Annotated in this window: 18 protein-coding genes; 8 read left to right on the plus strand and 10 right to left on the minus strand. The window is 66.1% G+C overall.

Annotation, left to right across the window (positions count from 1 at the left end; genetic code table 11):
- Positions 1-5 precede the first annotated feature (5 nt).
- Positions 6-1,727: a cation:proton antiporter domain-containing protein gene (locus METRZ18153_RS0108850; protein ID WP_020164395.1), complete on the minus strand. Its 1,722-nt coding sequence runs from the start codon at positions 1,725-1,727 to the stop codon at positions 6-8.
- Between the two features lie 449 nt (positions 1,728-2,176).
- Here METRZ18153_RS0108850 and pqqA point away from each other — a divergent pair, with 449 nt between their 5' ends.
- Entirely contained in the window at positions 2,177-2,251 is a 75-nt protein-coding gene (gene pqqA / locus METRZ18153_RS20585) for a pyrroloquinoline quinone precursor peptide PqqA (RefSeq protein ID WP_008060142.1), read from the plus strand.
- A gap of 118 nt (positions 2,252-2,369) precedes the next feature.
- Here the strand turns inward: pqqA and METRZ18153_RS20065 are convergent, their stop codons facing one another.
- The 3 genes from METRZ18153_RS20065 to METRZ18153_RS20845 all read right to left on the minus strand — a co-directional run bounded on the left by METRZ18153_RS20065 (position 2,370) and on the right by METRZ18153_RS20845 (position 5,732).
- The gene (locus METRZ18153_RS20065) at positions 2,370-2,738 is read right to left on the minus strand and encodes a hypothetical protein (protein WP_020164397.1); all 369 of its coding nucleotides are present in this window, start codon (positions 2,736-2,738) and stop codon (positions 2,370-2,372) included.
- A gap of 255 nt (positions 2,739-2,993) precedes the next feature.
- Positions 2,994-3,317: a helix-turn-helix domain-containing protein gene (locus METRZ18153_RS0108870; protein ID WP_029143651.1), complete on the minus strand. Its 324-nt coding sequence runs from the start codon at positions 3,315-3,317 to the stop codon at positions 2,994-2,996.
- Positions 3,318-4,958: 1,641 nt separating this feature from the next.
- Complete coding sequence (locus METRZ18153_RS20845) at positions 4,959-5,732, minus strand: hypothetical protein (RefSeq protein ID WP_157257216.1); 774 nt, start codon at positions 5,730-5,732, stop codon at positions 4,959-4,961.
- 934 nt (positions 5,733-6,666) lie between these two features.
- Between METRZ18153_RS20845 and METRZ18153_RS0108875 the strand changes: the two genes are divergently transcribed.
- From METRZ18153_RS0108875 to METRZ18153_RS0108890, 4 genes are all read left to right on the plus strand, one after another.
- A complete protein-coding gene (locus METRZ18153_RS0108875) occupies positions 6,667-7,089 on the plus strand; it encodes a hypothetical protein (RefSeq protein ID WP_020164400.1) in 423 nt (140 codons plus the stop codon).
- Positions 7,090-7,177: 88 nt separating this feature from the next.
- Complete coding sequence (locus METRZ18153_RS0108880; protein WP_020164401.1) at positions 7,178-8,269, plus strand: HlyD family secretion protein; 1,092 nt, start codon at positions 7,178-7,180, stop codon at positions 8,267-8,269.
- The gene (gene rbbA, locus METRZ18153_RS0108885; protein WP_029143652.1) at positions 8,266-10,989 is read left to right on the plus strand and encodes a ribosome-associated ATPase/putative transporter RbbA; all 2,724 of its coding nucleotides are present in this window, start codon (positions 8,266-8,268) and stop codon (positions 10,987-10,989) included. The genes METRZ18153_RS0108880 and rbbA overlap by 4 nt, the downstream gene beginning before the upstream one ends.
- On the plus strand, positions 10,989-12,116 hold the full coding sequence (locus tag METRZ18153_RS0108890; protein WP_020164403.1) for an ABC transporter permease: 1,128 nt from the start codon (positions 10,989-10,991) through the stop codon (positions 12,114-12,116). The genes rbbA and METRZ18153_RS0108890 overlap by 1 nt, the downstream gene beginning before the upstream one ends.
- Positions 12,117-12,836: 720 nt before the next feature.
- On the opposite strand, the gene METRZ18153_RS0108895 is transcribed toward METRZ18153_RS0108890, so the two are convergent.
- The 3 genes from METRZ18153_RS0108895 to METRZ18153_RS0108905 form a co-directional block, all read right to left on the minus strand.
- Positions 12,837-14,024: a MalY/PatB family protein gene (locus METRZ18153_RS0108895; protein WP_020164404.1), complete on the minus strand. Its 1,188-nt coding sequence runs from the start codon at positions 14,022-14,024 to the stop codon at positions 12,837-12,839.
- The gene (gene ovoA / locus METRZ18153_RS0108900; RefSeq protein WP_020164405.1) at positions 14,006-16,135 is read right to left on the minus strand and encodes a 5-histidylcysteine sulfoxide synthase; all 2,130 of its coding nucleotides are present in this window, start codon (positions 16,133-16,135) and stop codon (positions 14,006-14,008) included. The genes METRZ18153_RS0108895 and ovoA overlap by 19 nt, the downstream gene beginning before the upstream one ends.
- A gap of 169 nt (positions 16,136-16,304) precedes the next feature.
- The gene (locus METRZ18153_RS0108905) at positions 16,305-17,216 is read right to left on the minus strand and encodes a LysR family transcriptional regulator (protein ID WP_020164406.1); all 912 of its coding nucleotides are present in this window, start codon (positions 17,214-17,216) and stop codon (positions 16,305-16,307) included.
- Positions 17,217-17,342: 126 nt separating this feature from the next.
- On the opposite strand from METRZ18153_RS0108905, the gene METRZ18153_RS0108910 reads away from it, so the two are divergent.
- Together METRZ18153_RS0108910 and METRZ18153_RS0108915 are read left to right on the plus strand one after the other, a co-directional pair.
- Positions 17,343-17,990, plus strand: coding sequence for a glutathione S-transferase family protein (locus METRZ18153_RS0108910; protein ID WP_020164407.1), 648 nt, complete (start codon positions 17,343-17,345; stop codon positions 17,988-17,990).
- A 5-nt stretch (positions 17,991-17,995) separates the two neighbouring features.
- The gene (locus tag METRZ18153_RS0108915; RefSeq protein WP_020164408.1) at positions 17,996-18,886 is read left to right on the plus strand and encodes a pyridoxamine 5'-phosphate oxidase family protein; all 891 of its coding nucleotides are present in this window, start codon (positions 17,996-17,998) and stop codon (positions 18,884-18,886) included.
- 331 nt (positions 18,887-19,217) lie between these two features.
- On the opposite strand, the gene METRZ18153_RS0108920 is transcribed toward METRZ18153_RS0108915, so the two are convergent.
- From METRZ18153_RS0108920 to METRZ18153_RS0108930, 3 genes are read right to left on the minus strand one after another with little or no spacing between them, the layout of a single operon-like run.
- Positions 19,218-21,293 carry an FUSC family protein gene (locus tag METRZ18153_RS0108920; RefSeq protein WP_020164409.1) on the minus strand — a complete coding sequence of 692 codons (2,076 nt, stop codon included), beginning with the start codon at positions 21,291-21,293 and terminating at the stop codon, positions 19,218-19,220.
- A 26-nt stretch (positions 21,294-21,319) separates the two neighbouring features.
- Positions 21,320-21,946, minus strand: coding sequence for a response regulator (locus METRZ18153_RS0108925; protein ID WP_020164410.1), 627 nt, complete (start codon positions 21,944-21,946; stop codon positions 21,320-21,322).
- A 13-nt stretch (positions 21,947-21,959) separates the two neighbouring features.
- The gene (locus METRZ18153_RS0108930) at positions 21,960-23,309 is read right to left on the minus strand and encodes a cache domain-containing protein (protein WP_029143653.1); all 1,350 of its coding nucleotides are present in this window, start codon (positions 23,307-23,309) and stop codon (positions 21,960-21,962) included.
- Between the two features lie 579 nt (positions 23,310-23,888).
- Between METRZ18153_RS0108930 and METRZ18153_RS0108935 the strand changes: the two genes are divergently transcribed.
- A complete protein-coding gene (locus METRZ18153_RS0108935) occupies positions 23,889-25,955 on the plus strand; it encodes a carbon starvation CstA family protein (protein ID WP_020164412.1) in 2,067 nt (688 codons plus the stop codon).
- The last annotated feature ends 167 nt before the right edge of the window (positions 25,956-26,122 follow it).

Raw genomic sequence — 26,122 nt, forward strand, 5'->3', positions numbered from 1 at the left:
GGACGTCAGTGATGCGGCCAGCTGGCGCCGCCGGGCGCGCCGCGCCCGAAATGCCGCACGACGTGTTCCGCCATGCCGCGCGCAAGTTCGTTTTCGCCAAGGAACACCGTGCCGAGGCTCTCGCGCTCAAGCAGTTCGGCTTCTTCCTCGTTGTGGGTGCGCAGCACCACGGCGATCTCAGGGTTCAGCGTGCGTGCGATCTCGACCATCTTGCGCACATTCACCGTTTCCGGAATCGCGATCACCAGCATCGCGGCCTTGGCGATGTGCGCCTGGATCAGCACCTCCGGCGTCTGTGCGTCGCCGAACACCGCCGGCACGCCTTCGCGCCGCAGCTGGTCGACGCGCTCACGGTTCTGTTCGGCGACCACGCAGGGAATGTGCTGTTCGCGCAGCGCGTCGGCGATGCGCCGGCCGACGCGGCCGTAGCCGACCAGCACCACCTGTTCGTTCAGCAGGCGCGCGTCGGTGGTCATCGGCAGCGCCGCCAGCGGGTCGTCGCGCTGTTCCAGCCGGCGGGCCAGCGACGAGCGCGCGATGGCCCAGGCGCGGAAGGGTTCGATGGCGGAGAACAGTGCCGCGTTGGCGGCGATCGATATCAGCGCGCCGGCCAGCACCAGACTTTGCCCCTCGGCCGGCATCAGCCCGAGGTTCACGCCCAGCCCGGCGAGGATGAACGAGAACTCGCCGATCTGCGCCAGGCTGGCGCCCACCGTCAGCGCGGTATTCAGCGGGTAGCGGAAGGCGAGCACCAGCAGCACCGCGGCGATGGTCTTGCCCACCATGATGATGGCCACCACCAGCAGCAGCTTCAGCGGCTGCGTCCAGATCACGGCCGGGTCGAACAGCATGCCGACCGACACGAAGAACAGCACGGCGAAGGCGTCGCGCAGTGGCAGCGACTCGTCGGCGGCGCGGTGGCTGAACTCCGACTCGCGCATCATCATGCCGGCGAAGAAGGCGCCCAGCGCGAAGGACACGTCGAACAGCGCCGCCGCTCCGAAGGCCACGCCGACGGCGATGGCCACCACGCTCAGCGTGAACAGTTCCTGCGATCCGCTGCGCGCCACCCACCACAGCAGGCGCGGCAGCACCCGGCGGCCGACCACCAGCATGAGCACGATGAAGGCGATCACCTTGGCCAGCGTGATCGCCATTGCGAGGCCAAGGTCGCGGCCCGATGCGGCGGCGTCATTGCCCGACAGCACGCCGGCCAGCGCCGGCAGCAGCACCAGCACCAGCACCATCACCAGATCCTCGACCACCAGCCAGCCGACCGCGATCTGGCCGTTGATCGACTTCAGCAGTCCCTTGGCTTCGAGCGCGCGCAGCAGCACCACGGTGCTGGCCACCGACAGGCAAAGGCCGAACACGATGGCCGCACCGATGTCCCAGCCCCACATCGTGGAGACCGCCATGCCGAGCAGCGTGGCGACCGCGATCTGCACCACAGCGCCCGGCACCGCGATGCGCTTGACCGCCATCAGGTCGTCGAGCGAGAAATGCAGGCCGACGCCGAACATCAGCAGCATCACGCCGATCTCGGCCAGCTGGCTGGCCAGTCCGATGTCGGCGACGAAGCCCGGCGTGGTCGGACTGATCACGATGCCCGCCATCAGATAGCCGACCAGCGGCGGCATGCGCAGGCGTACCGCGATCAGGCCGAAGATCATGGCGAGGCCGAAACCGGCCGCGATGGTGGCGATGAGGGTGATGTCGTGTGGCATGGCGCGTTCTGGTTATCGTTGGGGCGTATGCATGCACCACGCATTGTGCGCGCGCACGATCGTCCCCCGGCGGCGCGGGTTGCGTGAAGCTGAAGACCTGCGTCCCGGGCGTCTGTTCGGCCACCGGCAGTGTGGCCATCGCTTTCTTAGTGTGCTTCGTATTAGATCAAACTTTTTCGCATCGGCCGTGACTGCGCATGCCGCGGCGATGGCGACGGCACAGTGTGCGACGCGCTGCGCCGGGCCGTTCCGCCGCGAGGTGCCGGGAAGCTGGCCTCTCAAATTCTGTCGATGAAACAGCCCTTAATGAAATTCTTTAGACTCGGTTCAGATCAGCTGCGAGGCGCCCAGGTGCGCCGCTGACGATACTGGCAGTGCAGGTCAGGCAACACGATCACCGGGATGCAGGGCCTGCGGAAGAGCCATCCATCAAAACTGAGGAGATAGACATGAGCTGGGAAACCCCGAAGGCCACCGACCTGCGTTTCGGCTTCGAAATCACCATGTACGTCGCCAACCGCTAAGTTCTGCGGTGGCAAGAAAAACGGCGGGCCTTGTGCCCGCCGTTCTTTTCTTCTGTTTGCAGTGGGTTGCCGGTGCTGGTCGCTGCGTTGGTCGCCTCACTCTTAGGTGAGTTGGCGTCTACAAGACCCGCGGCGATTCCACATCAATCTCCGGCGGATGAAACGAGAGCACACTGAGACAGCCATCTGGCCCGGTAACCAGAAACTCCCGTACACCCTCTCTGTTCGCAGTTGAGATAAACCCGCTCCGCTGTCCTTCTTGCTGAAGCCAGCCGCCATCATGTATCTCGAATAGCCCGCCGCACTTGGCCGAACACGAAGGCCAGAACTCGAGCAGGTCTCCTTCGTCGAGAAATCTGAAGCCGATGACCGCTTTAAACCTCAGCGTTGGACCGACACCCGTCCTTACAACGAGTGTCTTCAAGTCGTACGTAACGCTCTGGACCTCCGCGCCGCGCGGGAACTCATTCAGTGTGGACGCAAGCATCTAGGCGCTCCTGATACGCAGTAGAAATATCCCGTTCCGGGGCAAGCGTATGTGTCCCGTCTTCGTCAGGTCGAAGTCGTTCATCCTCGTTTCAGATCCGGCGACCTTCATCCCATATGGGAATAAATGAGATCTAGACTCCGTTTGTTCCGTGCTTGCGCCGGCCTTGCCGCACATAGACGAGCGAGCCGACGGGCAGACCGGCTTTGCCGATGCATACCTCAATCTGCCGGCGGGTCGGCGTGGTCGCCGTCATCAGAGCGCTCCCGACGTACCGGCCTTGCTGCGCACGCGCTTGGGCAGGTTCTCGTCCATCAGGGTCAGACCGATGTCGTCCTTCGCCGTGTCCAGCAGGTCTTCCAGCGCCTGAATCTCTCCGAAGACGTGAAGCGCGCGGGCGAAGAAGTGAATGGGAACCCGCAGGTCGCCTTTTTCCATGCGCCGCACGGTCGACAGCGACGCACCCATGCGCTCGGCGAGCGAGGCCTGCGAAATGTGCCGCCGACGGCGGGCGAGGGAGATGTCGCTGCCAAGCTTGCGGATCGCCCGCTCGACTCGCAGAGGAACTGGAGCTTCCATATTAAGTGTCCCTATAGGGATGCTTATATTCTATTAATGTTTCTATCGGAATGATTATAGTCGACCGGCGCAGTGCGGGAGAACTGCGCTTCTTGTGGGCGTCTTCACGACACAGAGAGGAGGGTTCGGTCCGGCGAGGACGCTCCGTCCGCGCTGCAAGCGACACCTGCGAACACGCCGCCGGGCTGGCAGTGAGAGCGCTCGACTGTCGCGAATGATGCCGGGGCACGGATAACGTCGCCAGGGTTCGTCGCGAAAAGACCGACGCGTGATCGGGATGGCGGTTGCGGTACCGGGAAATGAATGGGGTCTGAACGCAATGCCGCTATTTCGCCCATTACGAGAGAGAAGCCGCTTGAGTCAGCTTCTTTAGAGCAAAGCTCCCCTTCTCCGCGACTGATGGGTGCGGATCCGACGCAAGCGCTGTAGCCAATTGAACGGCAGTAGGACCAATGATTTCATGATTCCGGATGAGTATGTCCGCTGCGACACGTCGCACAAGAGAAGACCGATCTAGCGATGCCGCTCTCATCGTCATCTCAAGTGGAATGCTTACGGATAGAGGGCGCTCACCGAACACGGGCTTGAAATGGCCCTTGCAGTATCGTATGTCTGTCCACTCCCATTTTCTTTCCGCTAACCAGACGACTTTTCCCTCTAGCAAGAATTTATATGCTTTTGCTCTTACTGACGGTTGGATGGCACTCCTTGCAATTTCAGGTAGATGTGCATCCAGCCCCGAGGACTGACCAACTTGGCAGAAAATTGAAGCTAGTGGGCCGGTTGTGCCAGCTAGAAGAATTGACTTTAAGGAGAGGGCTACCGCCTCAATAGAAGAAATCTCCAGGAGGGCTTGTTTAGTTTCAGTTTCCATTCGTCCCCACGAAACCCAATGAGGGAGAACGGAGCATAGAACGTCGACAACGTACTCTGGCTTTGTGGCGAGAGCCATTGAAGGCAATTGTTCACGGGCCGCTACACGAACTTGAGGCACCCAATCGTTGAGGCGACGAACAGCCACTGCAAAAAAGAAGCTGTTCGGGGCTGCGCCTGATAGGGTGCGCAGCGCTCGTTCGCGCAAAAAGCCATCACCGCTGCAGAGGTCGATCCAAGTTGGAAGCGGTGTCGCCCGGCGCCAAAATTTCCATCGTGAAGGTCTATGGTTCGCAGTGGCCTGATATATCCCCCAGCGAATTAGGCGTTCCCAATTGTCCAGGTTAGCCAAAGACAAGCGTGATGTTACTTCCACCACTGGCGACATGTCGGCAACTACATTCCCACCTGGGTTGAGGGAAGCGTAATACGCGCTAACCGCCGCAAGAACTTGTTCTTGCTGTGAGGATACGTAAGAGGTGCCTCCTAACGACACTGTGGATTTACCCCATGCGCGGGCAATCGGATGTGTCCGCCCTTTGCCATCTCGAAGTTATTTATCATCGCATCAGTTCTGAAATAAATAAAACCTGACCCCACCAAAAATACCGATCTTTATCTCAGCTTCGTCTAGCCACTACCCGAAAACGTGGTCTGTCCCCTATTGTTTTGCGAGACGGTCTCTAAGTTCTTTCATGGCGCCAACGTCTGAATTCACCGGCCTGCGCGGCTTTTCGCGCAGTTCCGGTGGAATGATGTGTTAGCACGCTACCCACCGATTGCTTCCCTTAACTTGCGCAATATTTTGATTCCATACGCGCCGGGAACCTGCGCGACGAGACCATATGTCAGCGAGGCAGCAGCAATAACCCAAGGGTCGGAAACTTGCCACACTAAGGCAAATATCGCTGCAACACCGATCACTACACCCGCGAGGGCAGCACGTGGTTGGGGAACACCAAGAATCTGATTTTGCGGAACCCTAAACTTTAAACGCACACCCTTTTGCATTACCGCCAGCCAGATCGTCGGTGGATTCGTGGTGTTTGGCGAATTCAAGTAGGTGAGTTTGATTGCTTGCCCCCTATTCATGATCGGCACAATGTATTCGCGCTGTCCGTTGTAGATTGCCCATTGGTTTTCAGATGGCGACGCCCCTGCTTCTACATGCAATTGCTTCTTGTAATCTTCCGACCACTGCAGAATGTTCGGTGTACCCACCACCTGGGTTTGTTCGGTCAGTAGCCGAGTGTTGTCTGTGTAAGCGCGAACAACCACATTTTCGTAGTCGTTCATGCTTTCGTTTTTTAACTCGATGGTTGAAAGATAGAGGTTGGAAACTGGATTGTTATTCCAAGAGACTGCGACCGTACCGAAGATCACATCTTCCGTGGACATGCCTACCCGTTGGTGATTTACAAAATAGGTAAATGTTCCTCGCTTGTTAAGAACTCTCTGCGTGAGCCAAGCAGTGATAACACCGCCAATACCGCCTGCGATTGCGGAGACGTATTCGCTTTGAATGATCTGTAGGAGGTTCATAGTGGCGCGCTACGCCCAAGGTAAGCGGCACCGGAGCACCGAAGGTGCGGAGGGTGCCAACACAGGCCATGAGAATGGCGAAGCCATGGCCTGTGTTGGTGTCCGCTTGACCGCCCAGTTAGGCCGCACTTTCTTTGCGAAGAATTCATAGGCTAGCCTGCGATTAGTTCCAGATTGGCCCAGGCAACTTCGGGTGCCAGGAAAGAACTGCCCGGTACTTTATTCCAGACGGCGGAGCTCTCTGGTTCGTTCACACGGTGAGGAGCCCAGCCCTCTTTCGTGAGGGACGTGATTGATTGGAAGCTTGCTGCACTCGCTGGCTGGAGATTGAACGTGAACTCGAACTGCGCTTCGTTCTTCCAGTATGGTCGAGCCAAAGAAGCGGGGCTGGGATGCCATGCACTCAACGCTTGACGCAGCCGAGCATCAATAGCGGCAGCCTCTTCAGGTCCACCGCAGTTAGCGAACAAACGTAGGAATAGCTTCATTCGTGCGGCCTAACTTTGTTTTCTGGCGCAGTTTTGCGCCATAATTATGGGCGGTGGTGGATAAATACGAAAAGTTTTCATCGGGAACTTCCTTTTTTTCAGTCGGTTGGCGCGCTGTGTGCCGGATAACTAGCGATTAAACGAACACAAAAAACCTCACCTTTGCGTTTCCGGCAAGTGGAGCATAGCCACGGGGTCTGTTCCATCAGTCATTTATCCGAGCGGAGGCGCTCTGGGCGGCACCTTGAAGTAGCTGCCTGGTCGGGCGGTTTCTCCCTTTTGTAGCCGTGCGGCCGCGGTAACCTTGCTTGCCTGAGGCGGATCTGCGGCAATCACGGGCGTCGGAGGTATTGGAGCTGAACCTTGACGCATGCCCGGGCACGGCATCCCGGCAGCGGATAGATTGCGGCCTTTCCCGCTTCTTCCCGGCATCGCCGCCCCCGCCCATGAACACCTCCCACCCCTCACCCCTCCACACCGAATGGGCCACGCTGCAGCACGACCACGAGCGCCATGAGCGTTGCGCGGTCGGGATCAAGATTGCTGCGGTGGCGCTGACCGCCGGCGCTGCGCTGTTCGGTTTTCCGTTCGAGCTGGCGGCGCCGCTGACCGTGATCGTGTGGGTGATCGAGGCGATGCTGCGCACGGTGCAGGGGCGCCTGGGTCAGCGCTTGCTGAAGGTGGAAACGCTGATCGCCGACGGGGCGTCGGAGTACGCGGCCTGTCAGTTGCACACCGAGTGGCAGGCGACGCGGCCGGGCGCGGTCGGGTTGTTGATTGAGTACGCGACGAGTGCGCTGAAGCCGACGGTGGCCTTTCCGCACGCGCTGCTTCTGCTGCTGCAGGCGGCACTCGCGATTGCTGGCTGAGTCGTTTGCTGCATTGCGAAACATCAAGGCGCTGAAACGCGGGCCGGGGCACAATCGGGGCGACTCCCGCATTGCAACGGACTGAACCATGACTGCATCGCGTCGCCGCCTCGTTCTGGGGCTGTTCGTGCTCGCCGCCGCAGCGGCCGGCTATTACGGCTGGAAGCAGTACGCCGCACCGCCGGTGAGCGAGGCTTTCGCTTCCGGCAACGGGCGCATCGAGGCGACCGAGATCGATGTCGCCAGCAAGACCGGCGGCCGGCTGGAGAGCGTGGCGGTGCGCGAGGGTGACGACGTGAGCGCCGGCCAGGTCGTCGCGCTGATGGACGTGCGTGCGCAGCAAGCCGAACTGAAGATCAGCGACGCGCAGATCGAGCAGGCGAAGGCCACGCGCGCCGCGGCGGTCGCCGCGGTGGCGCAGCGGCAGAGCGATGTCGCAACGGCTGGCGCGGTGGTGTCGCAGCGGCAGAGCCAGCTGGCGCTGGCGGAGAAGGACATCGAGCGCACGCAGCGGCTGGTCGACAAGGGTTTCATCTCCACGCAGAAGCTGGACGTCGACCGCACCAGCAAGCAGTCGGCGCTGGACGCGCAGAAGGCGGCGTCCGCGCAGTTGCAGGGAGCGCGCTCGTCGATCGAGGCGGCGCGCGCCGCGGTGAAGCAGGCGGAGGCGGCGATCGAGGCGGCCGAGGCGCGCAGCGCGCGCATCCGCGTCGACCTGCAGGACGCGCAGCTGGTCGCGCCGGCCGACGGCCGCGTGCTGTACCGGCTGGCCGAACCGGGCGAGGTGCTGGCGGCGGGCGGCAAGGTGCTCACGCTGCTCGACATCACCGACGTCTACATGACCATCTTCCTGCCCACCTCGCAGGCCGGCCGCGTCGCCATCGGCACCGAGGCGCGCATCGTGCTTGACGTGCGGCCGGATATTTCGATTCCCGCCAGCGTGAGCTTCGTGTCGCCGCAGGCGCAGTTCACGCCGAAGTCGGTCGAGACGCGCACCGAGCGCGAAAAGCTGATGTTCCGCGTGCGGGTCAAGATTCCGCCCGAGCTGCTGAAGGCGCACGCCAAACAGGTGAAGACCGGTCTGCCGGGCGTCGCCTGGGTGCGGCTCGATCCCGAAGCACCGTGGCCGGCGACGCTGCCGCCGCTGGTCGGTACGCCGAAGCCGTCAACGACGCCATGACGGACACGGTCGCCCGGCTCGCCGGTGTCGGCCTGCGCTACGGCGACACGGTGGCGCTCGACGACATCACGCTCGACATCCCGGCCGGCTGCATGGCCGGGCTGATCGGGCCGGACGGCGTCGGCAAGTCCAGCCTGCTGGCGCTGGTGGCCGGCGTGCGCGTGATCCAGCAGGGCGAGGTGGCTGTGCTGGGCGGCGACATGCGCGACCGCCACCACCGCGCCGCGGTGTGCCCGCGCATCGCCTACATGCCGCAGGGGCTGGGGCGGAATCTGTACATGACGCTGTCGGTGTTCGAGAACGTCGACTTCTTCGGCCGGCTGTTCGGCCACGCCACCCGCGAGCGCGAGGCGCGCATCGCCGAACTGCTGGACAGCACAGGGCTCGCCGCCTTCCGCGACCGCCCGGCCGGCAAGCTGTCGGGCGGCATGAAACAGAAGCTCGGCCTGTGCTGCGCGCTGATCCACGACCCCGACTTGCTGATACTGGACGAGCCCACCACCGGCGTCGATCCGCTGTCGCGTCGCCAGTTCTGGCAGTTGATCGAGCGCATCCGCGCGCGCCGGCCCGGCATGAGCGTGCTGGTGTCCAGCGCCTACATGGGCGAGGCGGCCGGTTTCGACTGGCTGGCGGCGATGGACGACGGCTGCGTGCTCGCCACCGGCACGCCGGCCGAACTGCTGGCGCGCACCGGCGCCAAGGATCTCGACGCCGCCTTCATCGAGCTGCTGCCGCTGGCCAAACGCCAGGGGCATGAGGCGCTGGTGGTGCCGCCGCGCGTGGCGCAGGCGGATGGTCCGGCCATCGTCGCCGAAGGGCTCACGATGCGCTTTGGCGATTTCACCGCGGTCGACCACGTCGATTTCGAGATCGGCCGCGGCGAAATCTTCGGCTTCCTCGGCTCGAACGGCTGCGGTAAGACGACGACCATGAAAATGCTCACCGGCCTGCTGCCGCCGAGCGAGGGCAGGGCGCTGCTGTTCGGCCACGTGGTCGATGGCGGCGACATGGACACGCGCAAGCGCGTCGGCTTCATGACGCAGGCCTTTTCGCTGTACGGCGAACTGAGCGTGCGGCAGAACCTGGTATTGCACGCCCAGCTCTTTCACCTGCCGGCGGCCAGCATCGCGGCGCGCGTCGCCGAGATGGTCGAGCGCTTCGGTCTGGCCGAATACCTCGACACGCAGGCCGCCGGTCTGCCGCTGGGCATACGGCAGCGGCTGTCGCTGGCGGTGGCGGTGATCCACAAGCCGGACATGCTCATCCTCGACGAGCCGACCTCGGGCGTCGATCCGGTGGCGCGCGACGGCTTCTGGCGACTGCTGGTCGAACTGTCGCGCCAGGACGGCGTGACCATCTTCGTGTCCACCCACTTCATGAACGAGGGTGAGCGCTGCGACCGCATATCGCTGATGCACGCCGGCCGCGTGCTGGCCAGCGACACGCCGGCGGCGCTGATCGAGCGGCGCGGCGCCGCCTCGCTGGAAGAGGCCTTCGTCGCCTACCTCGAAGAGGCGACTGGCGACGGCGCGCAGGCAGTGGCCACCGAGGCGCCCGTCGCGGCGCCACCCGCTCAGCCCGCCGCGCCGCCCGCGCCTTTCAGCCGGCGCCGGCTGCTCGCCTACGCGCGGCGCGAGTGGCTGGAAGTGCTGCGCGACCCGGTGCGGCTTACCTTCGCGCTGCTCGGCTCGGTCATCATGGTGCTCATCCTCGGCTATGGCATTTCGATGGACGTCGAGGACCTGAAGTTCGCCGTGCTCGACCGCGACGACACGCCGGAAAGCCGCGCCTACATCGAGAACATGGCGGGCTCGCGTTACTTCATCGAACAGCCGCCGCTGGCCGGCAGCGACGAACTGGACCGCCGCATGCGTGCCGGCGAACTGAGCGTGGCGCTGGAAATACCGCCGGAATTCGGGCGCCGGCTGCGCAGCGGTCACGCGGTCGAGATCGGCGTCTGGGTCGATGGCGCCATGCCTTTCCGCGCCGAAACGACGCTGGGCTACGTGCAGGGCCTGCACGCCGACTTCCTGCAGCAGGCGGCGGTACGCGAGGGGCTGCCGGCGACGGCGTATCCGGCGAAGCTGGACATGCGCTACCGCTACAACCAGGACTTCCGCAGCGTGTTCGCGATGGTGCCGGCGGTTATTCCGCTGCTGCTCACCTTCATCCCGGCCATCCTGATGGCGGTCGGCGTGGTGCGCGAGAAGGAACTGGGTTCGATCACCAATCTGTACGCGACGCCGGTCACCCGTCTGGAATTCCTGATCGGCAAGCAGCTGCCTTACATCGCCGTCAGCATGGTGAGCTTCTACGGGCTGGTGCTGCTCGCGGTGTTCGTGTTCGAGGTGCCGCTGAAAGGCAGCCTGCTGTCGCTGAGCCTCGGCGCGCTCATCTTCGTCACCGCCACCACCGGCCTCGGCCTGCTGATGTCCTCGTTCGCGCGCACGCAGATCGCGGCACTCGCGGCGACAGCGGTGGTGACCATGCTGGCGACGGTCACCTTCTCCGGGCTCACGCATCCGGTGTCTTCGCTCGAAGGCGTCGGCCGCACGATAGGCACCTTCTTCCCGGCGACCTATTTCCTGAACATCAGCCGCGGCCTGTTCACCAAGGCGCTCGAAATGCGCGACCTGTACGCCGACTTCCTCGCGCTGGCCGCCTTCGTGCCGGTGCTTACCGTGCTCAGCGTGTGGCTGCTGAAGAAGCAGGAGCGATGATGAGGAGGCGCTTTCTCAACGCCTGGCGGCTCGGGCTCAAGGAACTGATGAGCCTGTGGAACGACAAGGTGCTGCTCATCATGATCGTGTGGGCCTTCTCCGGCGGCATCTACAGCGCGTCGACGGCGACCTCGCAGGAGCTGCACAACGCGCCCATCGGCATCGTGGACGAGGACCGCTCGGTACTGAGCGAGCGCATCGCCGGCGCCTTCTACGGCCCGTACTTCCGGCCGCCGGAAATGATCACGGAGGGGCAGGGCGACGCCGGGCTGGACGCCGGCCTGTACACCTTCGTCATGGTCATTCCGCCCGATTTCGAGCGCGACGTGCTGGCCGGCGCGCAACCGTCGATACAGGTGAACATCGACGCGATGCGGGTGAGCCAGGCTTTCATTGGCGCCAACTACATCCAGAACATCGTGCTCGGCGAGGCGGTCGAGTTCGTGCAGCACCGGCGCAGCGAGACGGTGGCGCCGATCTCGCTCGCGCCCACCATCCTGTTCAATCCCAACCTGACCAGCGCCTGGTTCGGCAGCGTGATGGAAATCATCAACAACGTGACCATGCTGTCGGTCATCCTGACTGGTGCTGCGCTGATCCGCGAGCGCGAGCACGGCACGCTGGAACACCTGCTGGTGATGCCGCTCGGCGCCTTCGAAATCATGCTGGCCAAGGTGTGGTCGATGGCGCTGGTGGTGTGGGTGGCGGTGCTGCTGTCGCTGTACTTCGTGGTCGAGCGCGCGCTGGCGGTGCCGATCGCCGGCTCGATTCCGCTGTTCATGGCCGGCACGCTGGTGCAGCTGCTGGCCACCACTTCGCTCGGCATCTTCATCGGCACGCTGTCGCGCAACATGCCGCAGCTTGGGTTGATGATGATCCTCGTTATCCTGCCCCTGGAGCTGCTGTCCGGCGGCATGACGCCGCGCGAGAGCATGCCGCAGGCGGTACAGGCCATCATGCAGTTCGCGCCCACCACCCACTTCGTCAGCCTCGCCCAGGCGGTGCTCTACCGCGGCGCCGGCCTCGACGTGGTCTGGCCCAGCCTGCTCGCGATCGCCGCCATCGCGGCGGCCTTCTTCACCGCCTCGCTGCTGATGTTCAGGCGCAGCATCGCAGCGCAGGGCTGAGGTTTGAGCGCTGCAGTCGGGGTCAGAAGACCCCTCCCACAGAACCCCGGCTCCGACCACGGGTCGGGCGCGATCCCGGTGGGAGCGGCCTTGGCCGCGACACGGCTACGGGATCTCGGGTCTGGCTCCCGCAGCCGGTCTGGCGCACGCCTTTGTAGGAGCGGTCTTCCGCCCGCGACAGGGCCTCTGCTGTCCGCAGGCTTCGATGCAAGCTGCGGTCGGGGTCAGAAGACCCCTCCCACAGAACCCCGGCTCCGACCACGGATCGGGCGCGATCCCGGTGGGAGCGGCCTTGGCCGCGACGCGGCCACAGGATATCGGGTCTGGCTCCCGCAGCCGGTCTGGCGCACGCCCCTGTAGGAGCGGTCTTCCGACCGCGACAGGGCCTCTGCTGTCCGCAGGCTTCGATGCAGGCCGCAGTCGGGGTCAGAAGACCCCTCCCACAGAACCCCGGCTCCGACCGCGAATCGGGCGCATCTCCGGTAGGAGCGGCCTTGGCCGCGACGGGGCCTCTGCTGTCCGCAGGCTTCGATGCAGGCTGCGGTCGAGGTCAGAGGACCCCTCCTACAGCACCCCGGCTCCGACCGCGAATCGGGCGCGATCCCTGTGGGAGCGGCCTTGGCCGCGACAGGGCCTCTGTTGTCGGCAGGCTTAGATGCAGGCCGCAGTCGGGGTCAGAAGACCCCTCCTATTGAACCCGGTTTGATCTCCGCGCTGGCGTCAGCGCCGTGCAAGCGCCTGTTCAAGCCGCACCAGCGCGTCGCGGATGACCGCGCGCGACGAGGCGAGGTTGAGGCGCATGTGGCCGCTGCCGCCGGTGCCGAAGGTCTTGCCCGGGTTCAGGCCGAGGCCGGCGCCGATGAAGAAGTCGCGCAGCGCGTCGTCGTCGAGACCGAGGCCGCGGCAGTCCAGCCACAGCAGGTACGTGCCTTCCGGTGCGACAGGGTGTATGCCGCGCAGGCGGTGGGTGACGGTGTCGATCACCTCGTCGCGCGTGGTTTCGAGATAGTCCATCAGCGCGTCCAGCCACGGCCCGCCGTCGCGGTAGGCGGCTTCGAAGGCGGCGACGCTGAACGGATTGGAGGCACTCACATGCAGCGTGCCGAACACGCGCTCGACCGCGCGTCGCTCGGCGTCGTCGGCGATCAGCGCGGACAGGCCCAGACCGGGCACGTTGAAGGTCTTGCTCGGCGCCACCGTGGTCAGCACGCGGTCGCCGGGGCGCGCCAGCGTGGCCAGCGGCAGGTGGCGCACGCCGGGGTAGGTGAGGTCGGCGTGGATTTCATCGGACAGCACGACCAGTTCGTGGCGGCGGGCAATCGCCAGCAAGGTGTCCAGTTCCTCGTGCGACCACACGCGGCCCACCGGGTTGTGCGGCGAGCAGAGCAGCAGCAGTTTCGATCCGGCGCGCGCGGCGCAGCCTTCGAGCTGGTCGAAATCCATGGTCCAGCGGCCGTCGCGCTCGATCAGCGGGTTTTCGACGACGCGCCGGCCGGTGTCACGGATGGCCGAGAAGAAGGGCGGATAGACCGGCGGCTGCACGATCACGTTGTCGCCAGGCTTGGTGAAGGCCTGCACCGCGGCATACAGCGTCGGCACGACGCCCGGGCAGAAATGGATGTGCTCGCGCGCGACGTTCCAGCCGTGGCGCGCGGCCAGCCAGCGCTCCAGCGCTTCGAAGGCGCCGTCCGGGTACAGCGTGTAGCCATAGACCGGGTGACGCGCCCGCTCGGCCAGTGCGGCGACCACGGCCGGTGGCGCGGCGAAGTCCATGTCGGCCACCCACAGCGGGGTGACCTGCTCGGTGCCGAACACCGCGGCGCGGCCGTCGTGCTTGACGCTGGCCGTGCCGTCGCGCGAGATCGGCTGATCGAAATCGAAGGAAGTGCTCAGCGTACGCGCTCCCACAGCGTCACTTCGGCCAGCGTGTGCTGGTGCTTGCGACGGGTTTCGCGGATGACGAAGGGCACGTCGCGCGGCGCGCCGACCATGCGGAAGCGCTCGCCCAGTACGGCCTTCAGGCCGTCCAGCGTGGTCCAGCTCTCGCCATCCTTCTTGAAGCCGCCCAGCCAGTCCTCGCGTTTCGTGTGTTCCTCCAGCCAGGTGTAGGGCGAGGTGATCATCAGCAGGCCGCCGACGTTCAGCCGCTCGTGCACCGCCGACAGGAAGGCCTTCGGGTCGTACAGCCGGTCGATCAGGTTGGCGGCGACGATGAGGTCGTAGCCGGTCAGTACGCTCTTCAGATTGCAGGCGTCGCCCTGCATGAACTCGACCCGGCCGCGCACCGACTCCAGCCCCATGTCGGCCAGGCGGCGCGTCTTGTAAGACACCAGCTCGCCCTCGTCGACCAGCGTGTAGCGCAGTTCGCCCTGTTCGGCCAGGTGCACGCCGGCGTTGATGAAGCGGGCCGAGAAGTCGACGCCGGTCACGTGTTCGAAGCGACGGGCCAGTTCGAAGCTGGCGCGACCGGTGGCGCAGCCGAGGTCGAGCGCGCGCCGCGCAGGCCGGTCACCCATTGCCTCGATGGCGATGGTCGCCAGCGCCTTCGGGAAGTTGGGCACGCCGAAGTACTCGTCGCCGTAGTGGAATTCGGCGTACTCGGACAGCTGCCGGTCGCTTTCGTAATAGACGTTCGGCGCGCTGGCCGGTGCATCGCTGATCACGTATCGGAACCCCGCATGCTGGAAGAAGTGGCGGCGGAAGGCGTAGCGCGATTCGCGCGTTGCCTCGTTGCCACAGGAAACCCACGCGCCGCCCTTCATCAGGGTGTGACGCGCGTCGAAGGTGGGCGTCGAGAAATCGTCGTAGATCGGGTGCACGTCGAAGCCGGCGAAGGGGTAGATCGGCGTCTCCGTCCATTGCCAGACATTGCCGACCACGTCGAAGAAGTCGCCGTGGGCGAAACGATCGACTGGGCAGGACGACGCCCAGTGGTCGAGGTGCAGGTTGGCGGGCGCCTTGGTATTCACAGGCACTTCGGCGACGCCGGCGACGTCGTACAGGCGGTACCACTCGTCCTCGGTCGGCAGCCGTACCGGGCGACCGGTCTTCGCCGCCTTCCACTTGCAGAAGGCGCGCGCCTCGTGACAGTTGGTTTCGACCGGCCAGTTCCACGGCATCGGCACTTCTTCGAGCATCAGTCGCAGCTGCCAGCCCTCAGGCTTGCGCCGCCAGAACTCCGGGTGATCGACGCCGGCCTGCAGCCGGAAATCGCGCCAGCCCCTGCCTTCGTCGTCCCACCAGGCGTCGTTGCGGTAGCCGCCGTCGTCGATGAATTCGAGGAATTCGCGGTTGCTGACGATATGCCGGCTCGCTTCGAACGCCGCCACCGCGACTTCGCGCGTTTCGTATTCGTTGTCCCAGCCGTAGATCGGGTCGTCGCGGCGCCGGCCCATGCGCGCAAGGCCGGCCGTCACCGGAACAGTCGTATTCTCCGGCGCTTCGCCGCTGTCGCGACAGGGCGCCCAGGCCGGATGAGTGCGCACGAATTCGAGCCGGCTCTGGCGGATCAGCACCGACGATGTTTCGAGGTGGATGCGCTCGTGTTCGATGCCCATGATGATGCTCCACCACGGGTTGCTCCAATTCACCGGCAGCGTGAGCGGCGCCTCGTTGATGACCCGGTCCACCAGACGCCGGACTTCGTTGCGGTAGTCGCGCACCGCCTGCACGCTCGGCCAGTCGTAGTTCGCCTCGTTGAGGTCGTCCCAGCTCATTTCATCGACGCCGACCGCGAACATCGATTCGAAGCGCGGATTGATGCGCTCATGGATCAGCCCGGCCAGCAGCAGCTTGTTCACGAAGAAGGTCGCGGTGTGGCCGAGATAGAAGATGAGCGGGTGGCGCAGCGCGATCGGCTTGCGGTAGTAGGCCTCGTCGCAGGTGAGCACTTCGAACAGCTGTTCGTAGCGGCTGAAGGTCGCGTGGAAGTAGTCGCGCAGCGTGCTGCGCATGGCGGCGGGATCGGTCGCGTCGAGTCGCGGCGTGCGCAGGAAGAGGACGTCCTGGTGGGCTTGCATGCTCTTGTTGTACTCCGGCGGATGCGGGTGTTGGAGGGGCGGCCGGTGGCTTGGGATCATGGCGCGATCATCCCGGTGAACGGACGTTTCCGGCTGCCGTCGCGCGTGAGACGCGGTGCGGCGCCGGTAAGTTCAGACATTGTGCCGCGACCGGCGCGGCGTGCGCGTGTCACGCCGGCTCCGGCGCGAAGGCGGCACTGTCACTGCCCAGTTCGCGCTTCAGCCAGTCGACCAGCAGCCGGGTGCGGCCAGGCAGCAGGCGGGCGTGCGGATAGATGACGTTCACCGGCCGCGGCGGCGGTTCGAAATCGCGCAGCACGATGCGCAGTTCGCCGCGCTCGAGCTGCGGCCGCACCTGATAGCAAAGGAAGAGCCCGAAGCCGGCGCCGGCCGTGCAGGCGTCCACCGCCGGAGCGATGTGGTTGAACTCGAGATTGCCGGTGACCGGCACCTGCAGCGCGCGGCCGTTCGTCCTGAAGGTCCATGCAAAGCTGGAAGCGCCGGTAAAGCGCACGCAGGGGGCGTGACGCAGCGCGTCCGGATGCGTCGGTTCGCCGCGCTCGGCGAGCAGGGCCGGGCTGGCGACGACGACGCGGCGTATCGAACCCAGCGGCTGGGCCACCAGGCCGGAGTCGTCGAGCGCGCCGATGCGCACGCCGACGTCGATGCCTTCCTCAAGCAGATTGACCACGCGGTCGTGCAGCAGCACGCGCAGTTTCACGCGCGGATGGCGCAGCGCGAAACGGGTGACCGCGGGCGCGACATACATCTGGCCGAACTGCACCGGCGCGGTCAGCGTGATCGGCCCCGACGGCTCGGACGCGCCTTCCTTCAGTGCGTCCTCGGCGTCCTGTACCGCCGACAGCACCTGACGGCAGCTTTCGAGATAGCTGCGCCCTTCGTCGGTCAGCGCGATCCGTCGCGTCGTCCGGTTCATCAGGCGTGCGCCCAGATGTGCCTCCAGCGCCGCCAGCGTGCGCACGACGGCCGGCAGCGAACTGTCGAGTGTCCGTGCGGCCGCAGTGAGGCTGCCCTGTTCGGCGATTTCGACGAAGGTGCGCATGGCCCTGAGTGTGTCCATGCCGCGATATTACTGCGCCAGGTGGATGAGTGTTATCCGGTTTCGCTCATTTATTGCTCCATGCGGATTTCGGATACTCCATTCCGTCGCCACACGGCGCCGCAAAATCAACCCGAGGAGCCTGCAATGTCCCTGATCGCCACGCACCAACCGGATGCCCCCATCGTGCTGAACGGCTTCAAGCTGTCCGGCCACAGTCATCGGGTCGAACTGTTCCTCGAACTGCTCGGCCTGCCCTACGAATTCCGCCAGGTCGATCTGGCCGGCGGCGAACACAAGAAACCGGCCTTCCTGGCGAAGAACTGCTTCGGTCAGGTGCCGGTGATCGAGGACGGCGCCACCGTCATCGCCGATTCGAACGCCATCCTGGTCTATCTGGCACAGCGCTACGCCCCCGGCCGCTGGCTGCCGCAGGACCCGGCAGGCCAGGCCGAGGTGCAGCGCTGGCTCACCGTCGCGGCCGGCCTGGTCGTCTTCGGCCCGGCCGCCGCAAGGCTGGTGACGCTGTTCCGCGCCCAGTTCGACACGCAGGAGGTGATCGCCCGCGCGCATCGGCTGCTCGCCGTGATGGACGGCGAACTGGCTGGCCGCGACTGGCTGGTCGGCAGCGCGCCGACGCTGGCGGACGTCGCGGTGTACACCTACGTGGCACACGCGCCGGAAGGCAATGTGTCGCTCGACGACTATCCGAACGTGCGCGCCTGGCTCGCCCGTGTCGAAGCGCTGCCCGGCTTCGTCGCGATGCCGGTGAGCAAGGTCGGCCTGCGCGCCTGATCGCCATGGAAACCGGACGCAATCCCTTCCACGATGGCGAGCGCGCGATGCAGGCGCGTGCAGGCATGCAGCAGCGTATGGCCGAAATCGGCGTGCGCGTCATCCGCGACCACATGCCGGAGCAGCACCGCGACTTCTTCGCGCTGCTGCCCTTCCTGATCGCTGGCAGCGTCGACGCCGATGGCCAGCCCTGGGCGTCGGTGCTGCACGGGCCGCCGGGTTTCGTGCGGTCGCCCGATCCGCGCACCTTGCACGTCGATGCCCGGCCGCCGGCCGGCAGTCCGCTGGCCGCGCATCTGCGCGACGGTGCAGCGCTCGGGCTGCTCGGCATCCAGCCGCACACGCGCCGGCGCAACCGGATGAACGGGCGCGTCGCTCGTATGAGCGAGACCGGCTTCGACGTCGAGGTGGAGCAGAGCTTCGGCAACTGTCCGCAGTACATCCGCACGCGTGAAGCGTTCTACTTCGAAGAGGGCGCGCCCGGTGCGCCGCAGCCGCTCGCGGCTCTCGACGACGCGGCGCGCGCACTGATCGCGTCCGCCGACACGCTGTTCATCGCCAGCGCGCATGCCGATGGCGTCGATGTGTCGCACCGCGGCGGTGAGCCGGGTTTCGTATCGGTCGACCGCAGCGACGTGCTGACGCTGCCCGACTACGCCGGCAACTTCTTCTTCAACACGCTGGGCAACCTGCTGCTCGACCCGCGCGCCGGTCTGCTGTTCATCGACTTCGACAGCGGCGACCTGCTGCACGTGAGCGCCCGTGCCGAAATCGTGTGGGACGGTGACGAAGTCGCCGCCCACCCGGGCGCGCAGCGGCTGCTCCGTCTGACCGTAACCGGTGCACTGCGCGTGCCACGTGGGTTGCCGCTGGAATGGTCGGCGAGCGCTGACTAGGTGCGCTCGACCCGTGGTCGGTGCCGAGGTTCTGTGGGAGGGGTCTTCTGACCCCGACAGCGGCCGGTATCGAAGCCGGCGGACTGCGGAGGCAGCGTCGCGGCCAAGGCCGCTCCCACAAGGGATCGCGCCCGATCCGGGTCGGAGTCCGGGTTCTGTGCAGAGGTCTCCTGACCCCGACAGCGGCCGGTATCGAAGCCGGCGGACTGCAGAGGTCGCGTCGCGGCCAAGGCCGCTCCCAACGGGATCCGCCCGACCAGGGCTCGGAGCCGGGGTTCTGTGGGAGGGGTCTTCTGACCCCGACGGCGGCGGACGCACGGCGCCGGTCGTGTCAGGTGGCGACTCCCAGCGTCCGGGCGGCGGTCACGACTGCCTGTGCATCGGTGCGCGCAGCGTCGAGGCGGCGCGACAGGGGATCGGGTGACGGTGTTGACGGCACACTCGTCACGTCACTGCCGAGCAGGGCGCCCAGTTCGCGGCGCGCGGCGGTGAGCCGCTCTTCGACGTTCGATGCATCCGGCCGCGCGCTCAGCCGGCGCGCCGCGGCGATGTGGGCGAGCAGCAGATAGCCGCGCGTGGTGAGTACGTTCAAGGTCGCCAGCGGCTGCTGCTGCGAAGCCGGTTCGTCGCGCATGCGGACGACCGCGTCGGACAGCGTGCCGAGCGCTTCCTGCACGTGGCGGCGAGCGAGCCGGTAGTGCATGTCGCGCGTGTCGGGCGTCAGCGCCAGTTCGACGTATTCGCGCAGCGCGCCGAGCAGGCGGGCGGCCAGTGCGGTGACGCTGTCGCGCTCCCAGCTCGGCAGCACGCGGCTGAACAGCCAGGCGACGGCGACGCCGACGACGGTGTCGAAGAAGCGTTCGGAAATGTGGAAGCTGCCGGGCGCGATCAGGTGCAGCTGCAGCAGCGCCATCACGCAGGCGGCGGTGACGGTGACGCGGTAGCGCACGGTGATGAAGGCGTGCGCGATGCCGATGCAGACGAACACGATGCCCAGCAGCACCGCCGGTGCCGACACCAGATGCAGGATCACGGCGACGAACAGACAGCCGAGTGCATTGCCTATCATGCGGTCGGTCTGGCGCTGGCGGGTCTGGCTGAAGCTGGCGCGCATGACCAGCGATACCGTCAGCAGTATCCAGTAGCCATGGCCGGCCCAGGGCAGCCACCGCGACAGCGCGAAGGCGGCGGCCATCGCCAGCGTGAGCCGCAGCGCGTAGCGCAGTACCGGCGAATCAAGCCTGAACTCGTCGCGCAGCGCACGCGGCGTGAAGCTTGAGCGCGACAGGAAGCGGCTCATGTCCTCGTCGTCGACCTGCGCCGGCTCGCGCAGCGCGCGATCGACGCGACGCAGGCCGTCGATGGCGCCGAGCAGCTTGCGTCGCCCGGCTTCGAGTACCGCGATGGCGGCGCTGTGGTCCAGCGCCGGATCGGCCGACAGCGCGGCGACCTCCCGCTCCAGCGCAGGGCGCGTGTTGCGATAGGGCGTGTCGTCGAGCACCGGACGGCTGCCCGACAGGCCACCGTGAGCGAGACGCAGCACGTCGTCGGCCGCGGCGTGCGTCATCGCCGCCAGCAGGCGCATGACGCGGTGATCGCCGAAGGCCTCGCGCAGCGGTGCGTAGTCGCCCTGGCTGGCCAGCACCGCTTCGTGGGCGTCGATCAGCGCCAGCAGGCCGTTGGTCAGCGCCTGCTGTTCTGGCGAGCAGCGGTCGACGAACACGAAATCGCGCGCCGTCTGCAGCCGCTCGGCGAACGCGGCCTGCCGGCGCACCAGTTCGGCATACACCGCATCGAGGTCGTTGGCCGGGTTGAACAGTGCCGCCTTGCCGCGGACGTAGTCGGCGAAGGCGTACAGCGCGTCGACGACGGCGCGGCGGCGCATCGCGGTGTCGGTCAGGCGTGCCATCAGCAGTGCATACAGTAGATAGCAAAGGCCGCCGGCGAACTGCAGCGCCAGATGCGCCGCCTGTTCGCGTGGCGGCAGATCCGGCTGGGCCATCGTGAACGCCATCGTCATCATCATGCCGTAGCCCAGCGGCAGGCCGGGCTTGCCCCAGGCAGTGGCCATGCCCGAGGCGAAGGCGATCAGCAGGATCGCCGCGGTGAACAAGGGCAGCGTTTCGTGGGTGGCCAGCACCAGCAGCGCGACCACCGGCATCTGGACCAGGTTGGCGAGCAGCAGCGGCAGCTTGTTGCGGCGTGGAGCCGGAATGTCGGTCAGGCTCACCACCAGCGCGCCGGCCGCCATGGCGATGGCCGCCCGCGTGTCGGCCACCGCCCAGGCGAGCAGCGCGACCAGCGCGACGCCGAGCGAGCAGCCGAAGCCGCTCAGTGCGTGATGGTTGCGCAGCTGGCGCGCCAGCAGCGGGTTGCGGGTGATGCGGTGGGCGAAGCGACGCAGCATGAGTCGGAGGGCAGGGTGGTCGGCGTTCAGCCGCGCTCGCGGCGGCGCTCCATCGCGAACTTCATCAGCGCGGCGCTGCTGTCCAGTTCGAATTTGCGCTTGATGTTGATGCGGTGGCTTTCGACCGTGCGGACGGACAGGTCGAGCCGGGTGGCGATTTCCTTGTTGCCGAGGCCGTCGGCGATCAGGTCCAGCACGTCGCGCTCGCGCGGCGTCAGTTCGGGTTCGGGCAGGCTGGCGCTGACCAGCGCGTCGGCGACGCGGGCGCTGAACCAGCGCTGGCCGGCACAGACCGCGTCGATCGCCGCAACGATCTCGGCCGACGGGCTGTCCTTCAGCACATAGCCGCGCGCGCCGGCGCGGAAGGCCTCGATCACGTACTGCGGCTCGTCGTGCATGGTGAGCATGATCACCTTCAGGTCGGGCACGCTCCGGTGCAGCCGGCGCGTCAGCTCGATGCCGTGGATGTCGCGCATCGAAATGTCCATCAGCACGCAGTCCGGCGCATGCAGGCGCACCGCGTCGAGCGCTTCGGCCGCGTTGCCGGCTTCGGCGACGACGGCGAAGCGGTCCACGGTTTCCAGCCGCGCGCGCAGGCCGTCGCGCACCAGCGGGTGATCGTCTACAAGCAGCAGGCGGAGCGGTGCGGTCATCGTGCGGATCGGGTCAGACTACGGGCAGGCGGGCCGACAGCAGGGTACCGGAGCCGCCGGAAGAAAGGTCGAAGCGGCCACCGAGCGCCTCCACACGTTCGCGCATGCTGCTCAGCCCGAGCCCGCGTTGCGGCGATGCCGACACCGCCTCGACGTCGAAGCCGCGGCCGTCGTCGCGGATGCTCAGCACGATGGCGCCCGGCTCGCGGCCAAGCCGCAGTTCGACCCGGCTGGCGCGCGCGTGACGCTCGATATTGTTCAGCGCCTCCTGCAGCAGCCGGAACAGCGCGGTGCCGGCGTCACCGGGGGCGACGATGTCGGCGTCGGCCTGCATGTCGACCACGACGCCGCTGCGCTGCGCGAACTCGTCCACCACCTGCTTCATCGCCGGCACCAGTCCGAGCGTGTCCAGCATGGTCGGGCGCAGCCCGTGCGAGATGCGCCGGACGTCGCCCAGCACTTCCTCGACGCCGGCCACGCCGCGGGCGAGGGTGCGGCGGGCCGAGTCGAGCGCGTCGGCGGCCGGCTGTTCGAGCCGCGCCTGTGCCGATTCGAGCAGGAACTTGACCGACACCAGGCTCTGGCTGACACCGTCGTGCAGTTCGCCGGCCACGCGCGCCCGCTCGTTCTCCTGCGAACGCACGACCTGGCGGGCGAGTTCGCGCATTTTCAGTTCGGCGTCACGGCGGTCGGACACGTTCAGCGCCAGCCCGGCCAGTGCGACCAGCAGCGTCGCCACCACCGCAATGCCGGCGATCACGCCCATCGTATTGCGTATGGCGACGCGCGCCTGGCGGTCGATCCGCTCGCGCGCGGCGACGATGTCGTCCGTGTAAAGACCGGTGCCGACCATCCAGCCCCACTGCGGCACGGTGGCGACATAGCCCAGCTTGTTCTCGATGCGACCGGTGGATGGTCGCTGCCAGATGAAATCGACGAAGCCGCCGCCGTCGCGCGCGCGGGAGAGCAGGTTCTGTATGGTCGGCCGGCCCTGCGGATCGCGCAGTTCCCACAGGTTCTGCCCGACCAGATCGGGCTGGCGCGGATGCATCAGCACCCGGCCCGACAGGTCATAGACGAAGAAGTAGCCGTCGTTGCCGAACTCCAGCTGACGCAGCACGCGCAGCGCCTCGTCGCGTGCCGCCGGTTCGTCGCGCGCCGTCAGGTGGGCAATGCTGGCCAGCGCCAGCGTCACGTAGTTCTGCAGTTCGTGCCGACGCGAATCCATCAGTGCCGGTTCGACGATGGCGTGCTCGGCATCGGTCAGCGCCTGCGACTGCAGCTTCACCACCGCCGCCACCGCCGCGATGGCGAGCAGCAGCGGCACGATGGCCAGCAGCACGAATTTGAGCCGTAGTTGCATGGGGCAGGGCGGATGGCGGAAGCGGAATGATAAGGCCTGCGCCGCGCCTGAAATGAGCGGTCCGCTGATTGCGGTGGTGCCGGAGAGGGGGGCGACGGTATCTCCGATCACCGCCGCTGTCGGGGTCAGAAGACCCCTCCCAAGAATCCCGGCTCCGGTCACAGGTCGGGTGCGATCGCTGTGGCAGCGGCCTTGGCCGCGACGCGGCTGCTGCGTTCCGCGGGCTTCGATCCAAGCCACTGTCGGGGTCAGAAGACCCCTCCCACAGAACCCGGGCTCCGGCCGCGGGTCGGGCGCGATCCCTGTGGGAGCGGCCTTGGCCGCGACGCGGCTGCTGCAGTCCGAATGCCTCGATACGGGCCGCTGTCGGGGTCAAGACCCTCCCACAGCCCCCCGGCTCCCACAACAGAACCACCCGCACAACAGACCCGCCCCCGGGTTTTCCCCTACGTGTTTGCACGGATCTCGCCTGCGTAGTGCCCCCGATGCGGCAGGTCTTGTATGAAAACCATACTCCGGGCAGGCCGCAAAGAGGCGGTCGGCAGGCCGGGTTCACCGGTCGCACCCGAGAGGAGACACATGAACAACCTTCTTCCCAAACTGGGCTGGGCGGCGCTCTCGCTGCTTGGCGCCGCGTCACTCGGCGTGGTCGCACTGTCGCGCGGTGAAACGATCAGCGCGTTGTGGATCGTGCTGGCGGCGATTTCGGTCTATTTCATCGCCTACCGCTTCTACGCCCGCTTCATCGCCTACCGCGTGCTCGAAGTCGACGGCAAGCGCATCACCCCGGCCTGGGCCAAGAACGATGGCCTCGACTACGTGCCGACCAACCGCAACATCCTGTTCGGCCACCACTTCGCCGCGATCGCTGGCGCCGGACCGCTGGTCGGGCCGGTGCTCGCGGCGCAGATGGGCTATCTGCCGGGCATGCTGTGGATTCTCGCCGGCGTCGTGTTCGCCGGCGCGGTGCAGGACTTCATCGTGCTGTTCATCTCGACCCGCCGCGACGGCCGCTCGCTGGGCGACCTGATCAAGTCGGAACTGGGCGAGGTGCCGGGCGTGATCGCGCTGTTCGGCGCCTTCATGATCATGGTCATCATTCTCGCGGTGCTGGCACTCATCGTCGTCAAGGCGCTGGCGCACTCGCCGTGGGGCACCTTCACGGTGGCTGCGACCATCCCGATCGCCATCCTGATGGGCGTGTACATGCGCTACATCCGTCCGGGCAGGATCGGCGAGATCTCGATTGTCGGCTTCCTGCTGCTGATGGCGGCCATCGTGGTTGGCGGCTGGGTCGCGGCCGATCCGATATGGGGTCCGATGTTCACCTTCGACGGCACCGAACTGACCTGGATGCTGATCGGTTACGGCTTCGTCGCCTCGGTGCTGCCGGTGTGGCTGCTGCTGGCGCCGCGCGACTACCTGTCCACCTTCCTGAAGATCGGCACCATCGTCGGTCTGGCACTGGGCATCTTCATCGTTGCACCGCAACTGCAGATGCCGGCGATCACCAAGTTCATCGACGGCAGCGGTCCAGTGTGGTCGGGCAACCTGTTCCCCTTCCTCTTCATCACCATCGCCTGCGGCGCGGTGTCGGGCTTCCACGCGCTGATTTCGTCGGGCACCACGCCCAAGCTGCTGGACCGCGAAACCGACGCACCGCTGATCGGTTACGGCGGCATGCTGATGGAGTCCTTCGTCGCCATCATGGCGCTGGTCGCTGCCTCGGTCATCGATCCGGGCGTCTATTTCGCGATGAACAGCCCGGCAGCGCTGATCGGCAAGACCGCGCAGGAAGCGGCCACCGTGATTTCGCAATGGGGCTTCGTGGTGACGCCGGAAGTGCTGACGCAGACCGCGGCCGACGTCGGCGAATCGACCATCATTTCGCGCGCCGGTGGTGCACCGACGCTGGCCGTCGGCATGGCCCACATCCTGCACCAGGTGATAGGCGGGCAGGGCATGATGGCCTTCTGGTACCACTTCGCCATCCTGTTCGAAGCGCTGTTCATCCTGACCGCGGTCGACGCGGGTACGCGCGCCGGCCGCTTCATGCTGCAGGACCTGATGGGCACCTTCGTACCGGCCTTCAAGCGCACCGAGGCGCTGATTCCCAACCTGGTCGCCACCGGCCTGTGCGTCGCCGCCTGGGGCTACTTCCTGTACCAGGGCGTGGTCGATCCGCTGGGCGGCATCAACACGCTGTGGCCGCTGTTCGGCGTCGCCAACCAGATGCTGGCGGCCGTGGCGCTGGTGCTGGCTACCGTCGTGCTGGTGAAGATGAAGAAGCAGCGCTACATGTGGGTGACCGTGCTGCCGACCGTGTGGCTGCTCGCCTGCACGCTGACCGCCGGCTGGCAGAAGGTGTTCAGCGACAACCCGAAGATCGGCTTCCTCGCTCACGCCGCCAAGTTCAGCGCCGCCGCCGAGAACGGCGAAGTGTTGGCGCCGGCCAAGAGCATCGAGCAGATGCAGCAGGTCATCTTCAACGATTACGTCGATGCCGCGCTCGCGTCGATGTTCGTGCTGGTCGTGCTGTCGATCACCTTCTTCGGCATCCGCAAGGTGTTGCAGGCGCTGCGCCACGAGCACCCGACGGTGCGCGAGACGCATCACGGCGTGCATGGCGAGACCGTCAAGGCCTGAAATGAGACCCCCACGCTCACTGCATTCGCTCGGGAGGACCGGCTTTGCACAGCCGGTCCGTTCGGTCGGCACGGCGCGGTGCGCCGCGCAATCCCGGCCTCACCCCCCCAAGAGAGCCGCGGTGAACCTGCGGGTGGCGCGGTGCTTCGTTTCCGTGATGCGTATGA

The sequence above is a fragment of the Methyloversatilis discipulorum genome (genome assembly GCF_000385375.1).
GTDB classification, from domain to species: Bacteria; Pseudomonadota; Gammaproteobacteria; order Burkholderiales; family Rhodocyclaceae; genus Methyloversatilis; species Methyloversatilis discipulorum_A.

Bases quoted from the DNA above. Each gene is read 5' to 3' on its own strand.
- METRZ18153_RS0108870 (WP_029143651.1), bottom strand. From the start codon at position 3,317: ATGGAAGCTCCAGTTCCTCTGCGAGTCGAGCGGGCGATCCGCAAGCTT.
- METRZ18153_RS0108925 (WP_020164410.1), bottom strand. From the start codon at position 21,946: ATGACCGCACCGCTCCGCCTGCTGCTTGTAGACGATCACCCGCTGGTG.
- METRZ18153_RS0108910 (WP_020164407.1), top strand. From the start codon at position 17,343: ATGTCCCTGATCGCCACGCACCAACCGGATGCCCCCATCGTGCTGAAC.
- METRZ18153_RS0108935 (WP_020164412.1), top strand. From the start codon at position 23,889: ATGAACAACCTTCTTCCCAAACTGGGCTGGGCGGCGCTCTCGCTGCTT.
- METRZ18153_RS0108930 (WP_029143653.1), bottom strand. From the start codon at position 23,309: ATGCAACTACGGCTCAAATTCGTGCTGCTGGCCATCGTGCCGCTGCTG.
- METRZ18153_RS0108850 (WP_020164395.1), bottom strand. From the start codon at position 1,727: ATGCCACACGACATCACCCTCATCGCCACCATCGCGGCCGGTTTCGGC.
- METRZ18153_RS0108890 (WP_020164403.1), top strand. From the start codon at position 10,989: ATGAGGAGGCGCTTTCTCAACGCCTGGCGGCTCGGGCTCAAGGAACTG.
- METRZ18153_RS0108905 (WP_020164406.1), bottom strand. From the start codon at position 17,216: ATGGACACACTCAGGGCCATGCGCACCTTCGTCGAAATCGCCGAACAG.
- METRZ18153_RS0108915 (WP_020164408.1), top strand. From the start codon at position 17,996: ATGGAAACCGGACGCAATCCCTTCCACGATGGCGAGCGCGCGATGCAG.
- METRZ18153_RS0108880 (WP_020164401.1), top strand. From the start codon at position 7,178: ATGACTGCATCGCGTCGCCGCCTCGTTCTGGGGCTGTTCGTGCTCGCC.
- ovoA (WP_020164405.1), bottom strand. From the start codon at position 16,135: ATGCAAGCCCACCAGGACGTCCTCTTCCTGCGCACGCCGCGACTCGAC.
- METRZ18153_RS20845 (WP_157257216.1), bottom strand. From the start codon at position 5,732: ATGAACCTCCTACAGATCATTCAAAGCGAATACGTCTCCGCAATCGCA.
- METRZ18153_RS0108920 (WP_020164409.1), bottom strand. From the start codon at position 21,293: ATGCTGCGTCGCTTCGCCCACCGCATCACCCGCAACCCGCTGCTGGCG.
- rbbA (WP_029143652.1), top strand. From the start codon at position 8,266: ATGACGGACACGGTCGCCCGGCTCGCCGGTGTCGGCCTGCGCTACGGC.
- METRZ18153_RS20065 (WP_020164397.1), bottom strand. From the start codon at position 2,738: ATGCTTGCGTCCACACTGAATGAGTTCCCGCGCGGCGCGGAGGTCCAG.
- METRZ18153_RS0108875 (WP_020164400.1), top strand. From the start codon at position 6,667: ATGAACACCTCCCACCCCTCACCCCTCCACACCGAATGGGCCACGCTG.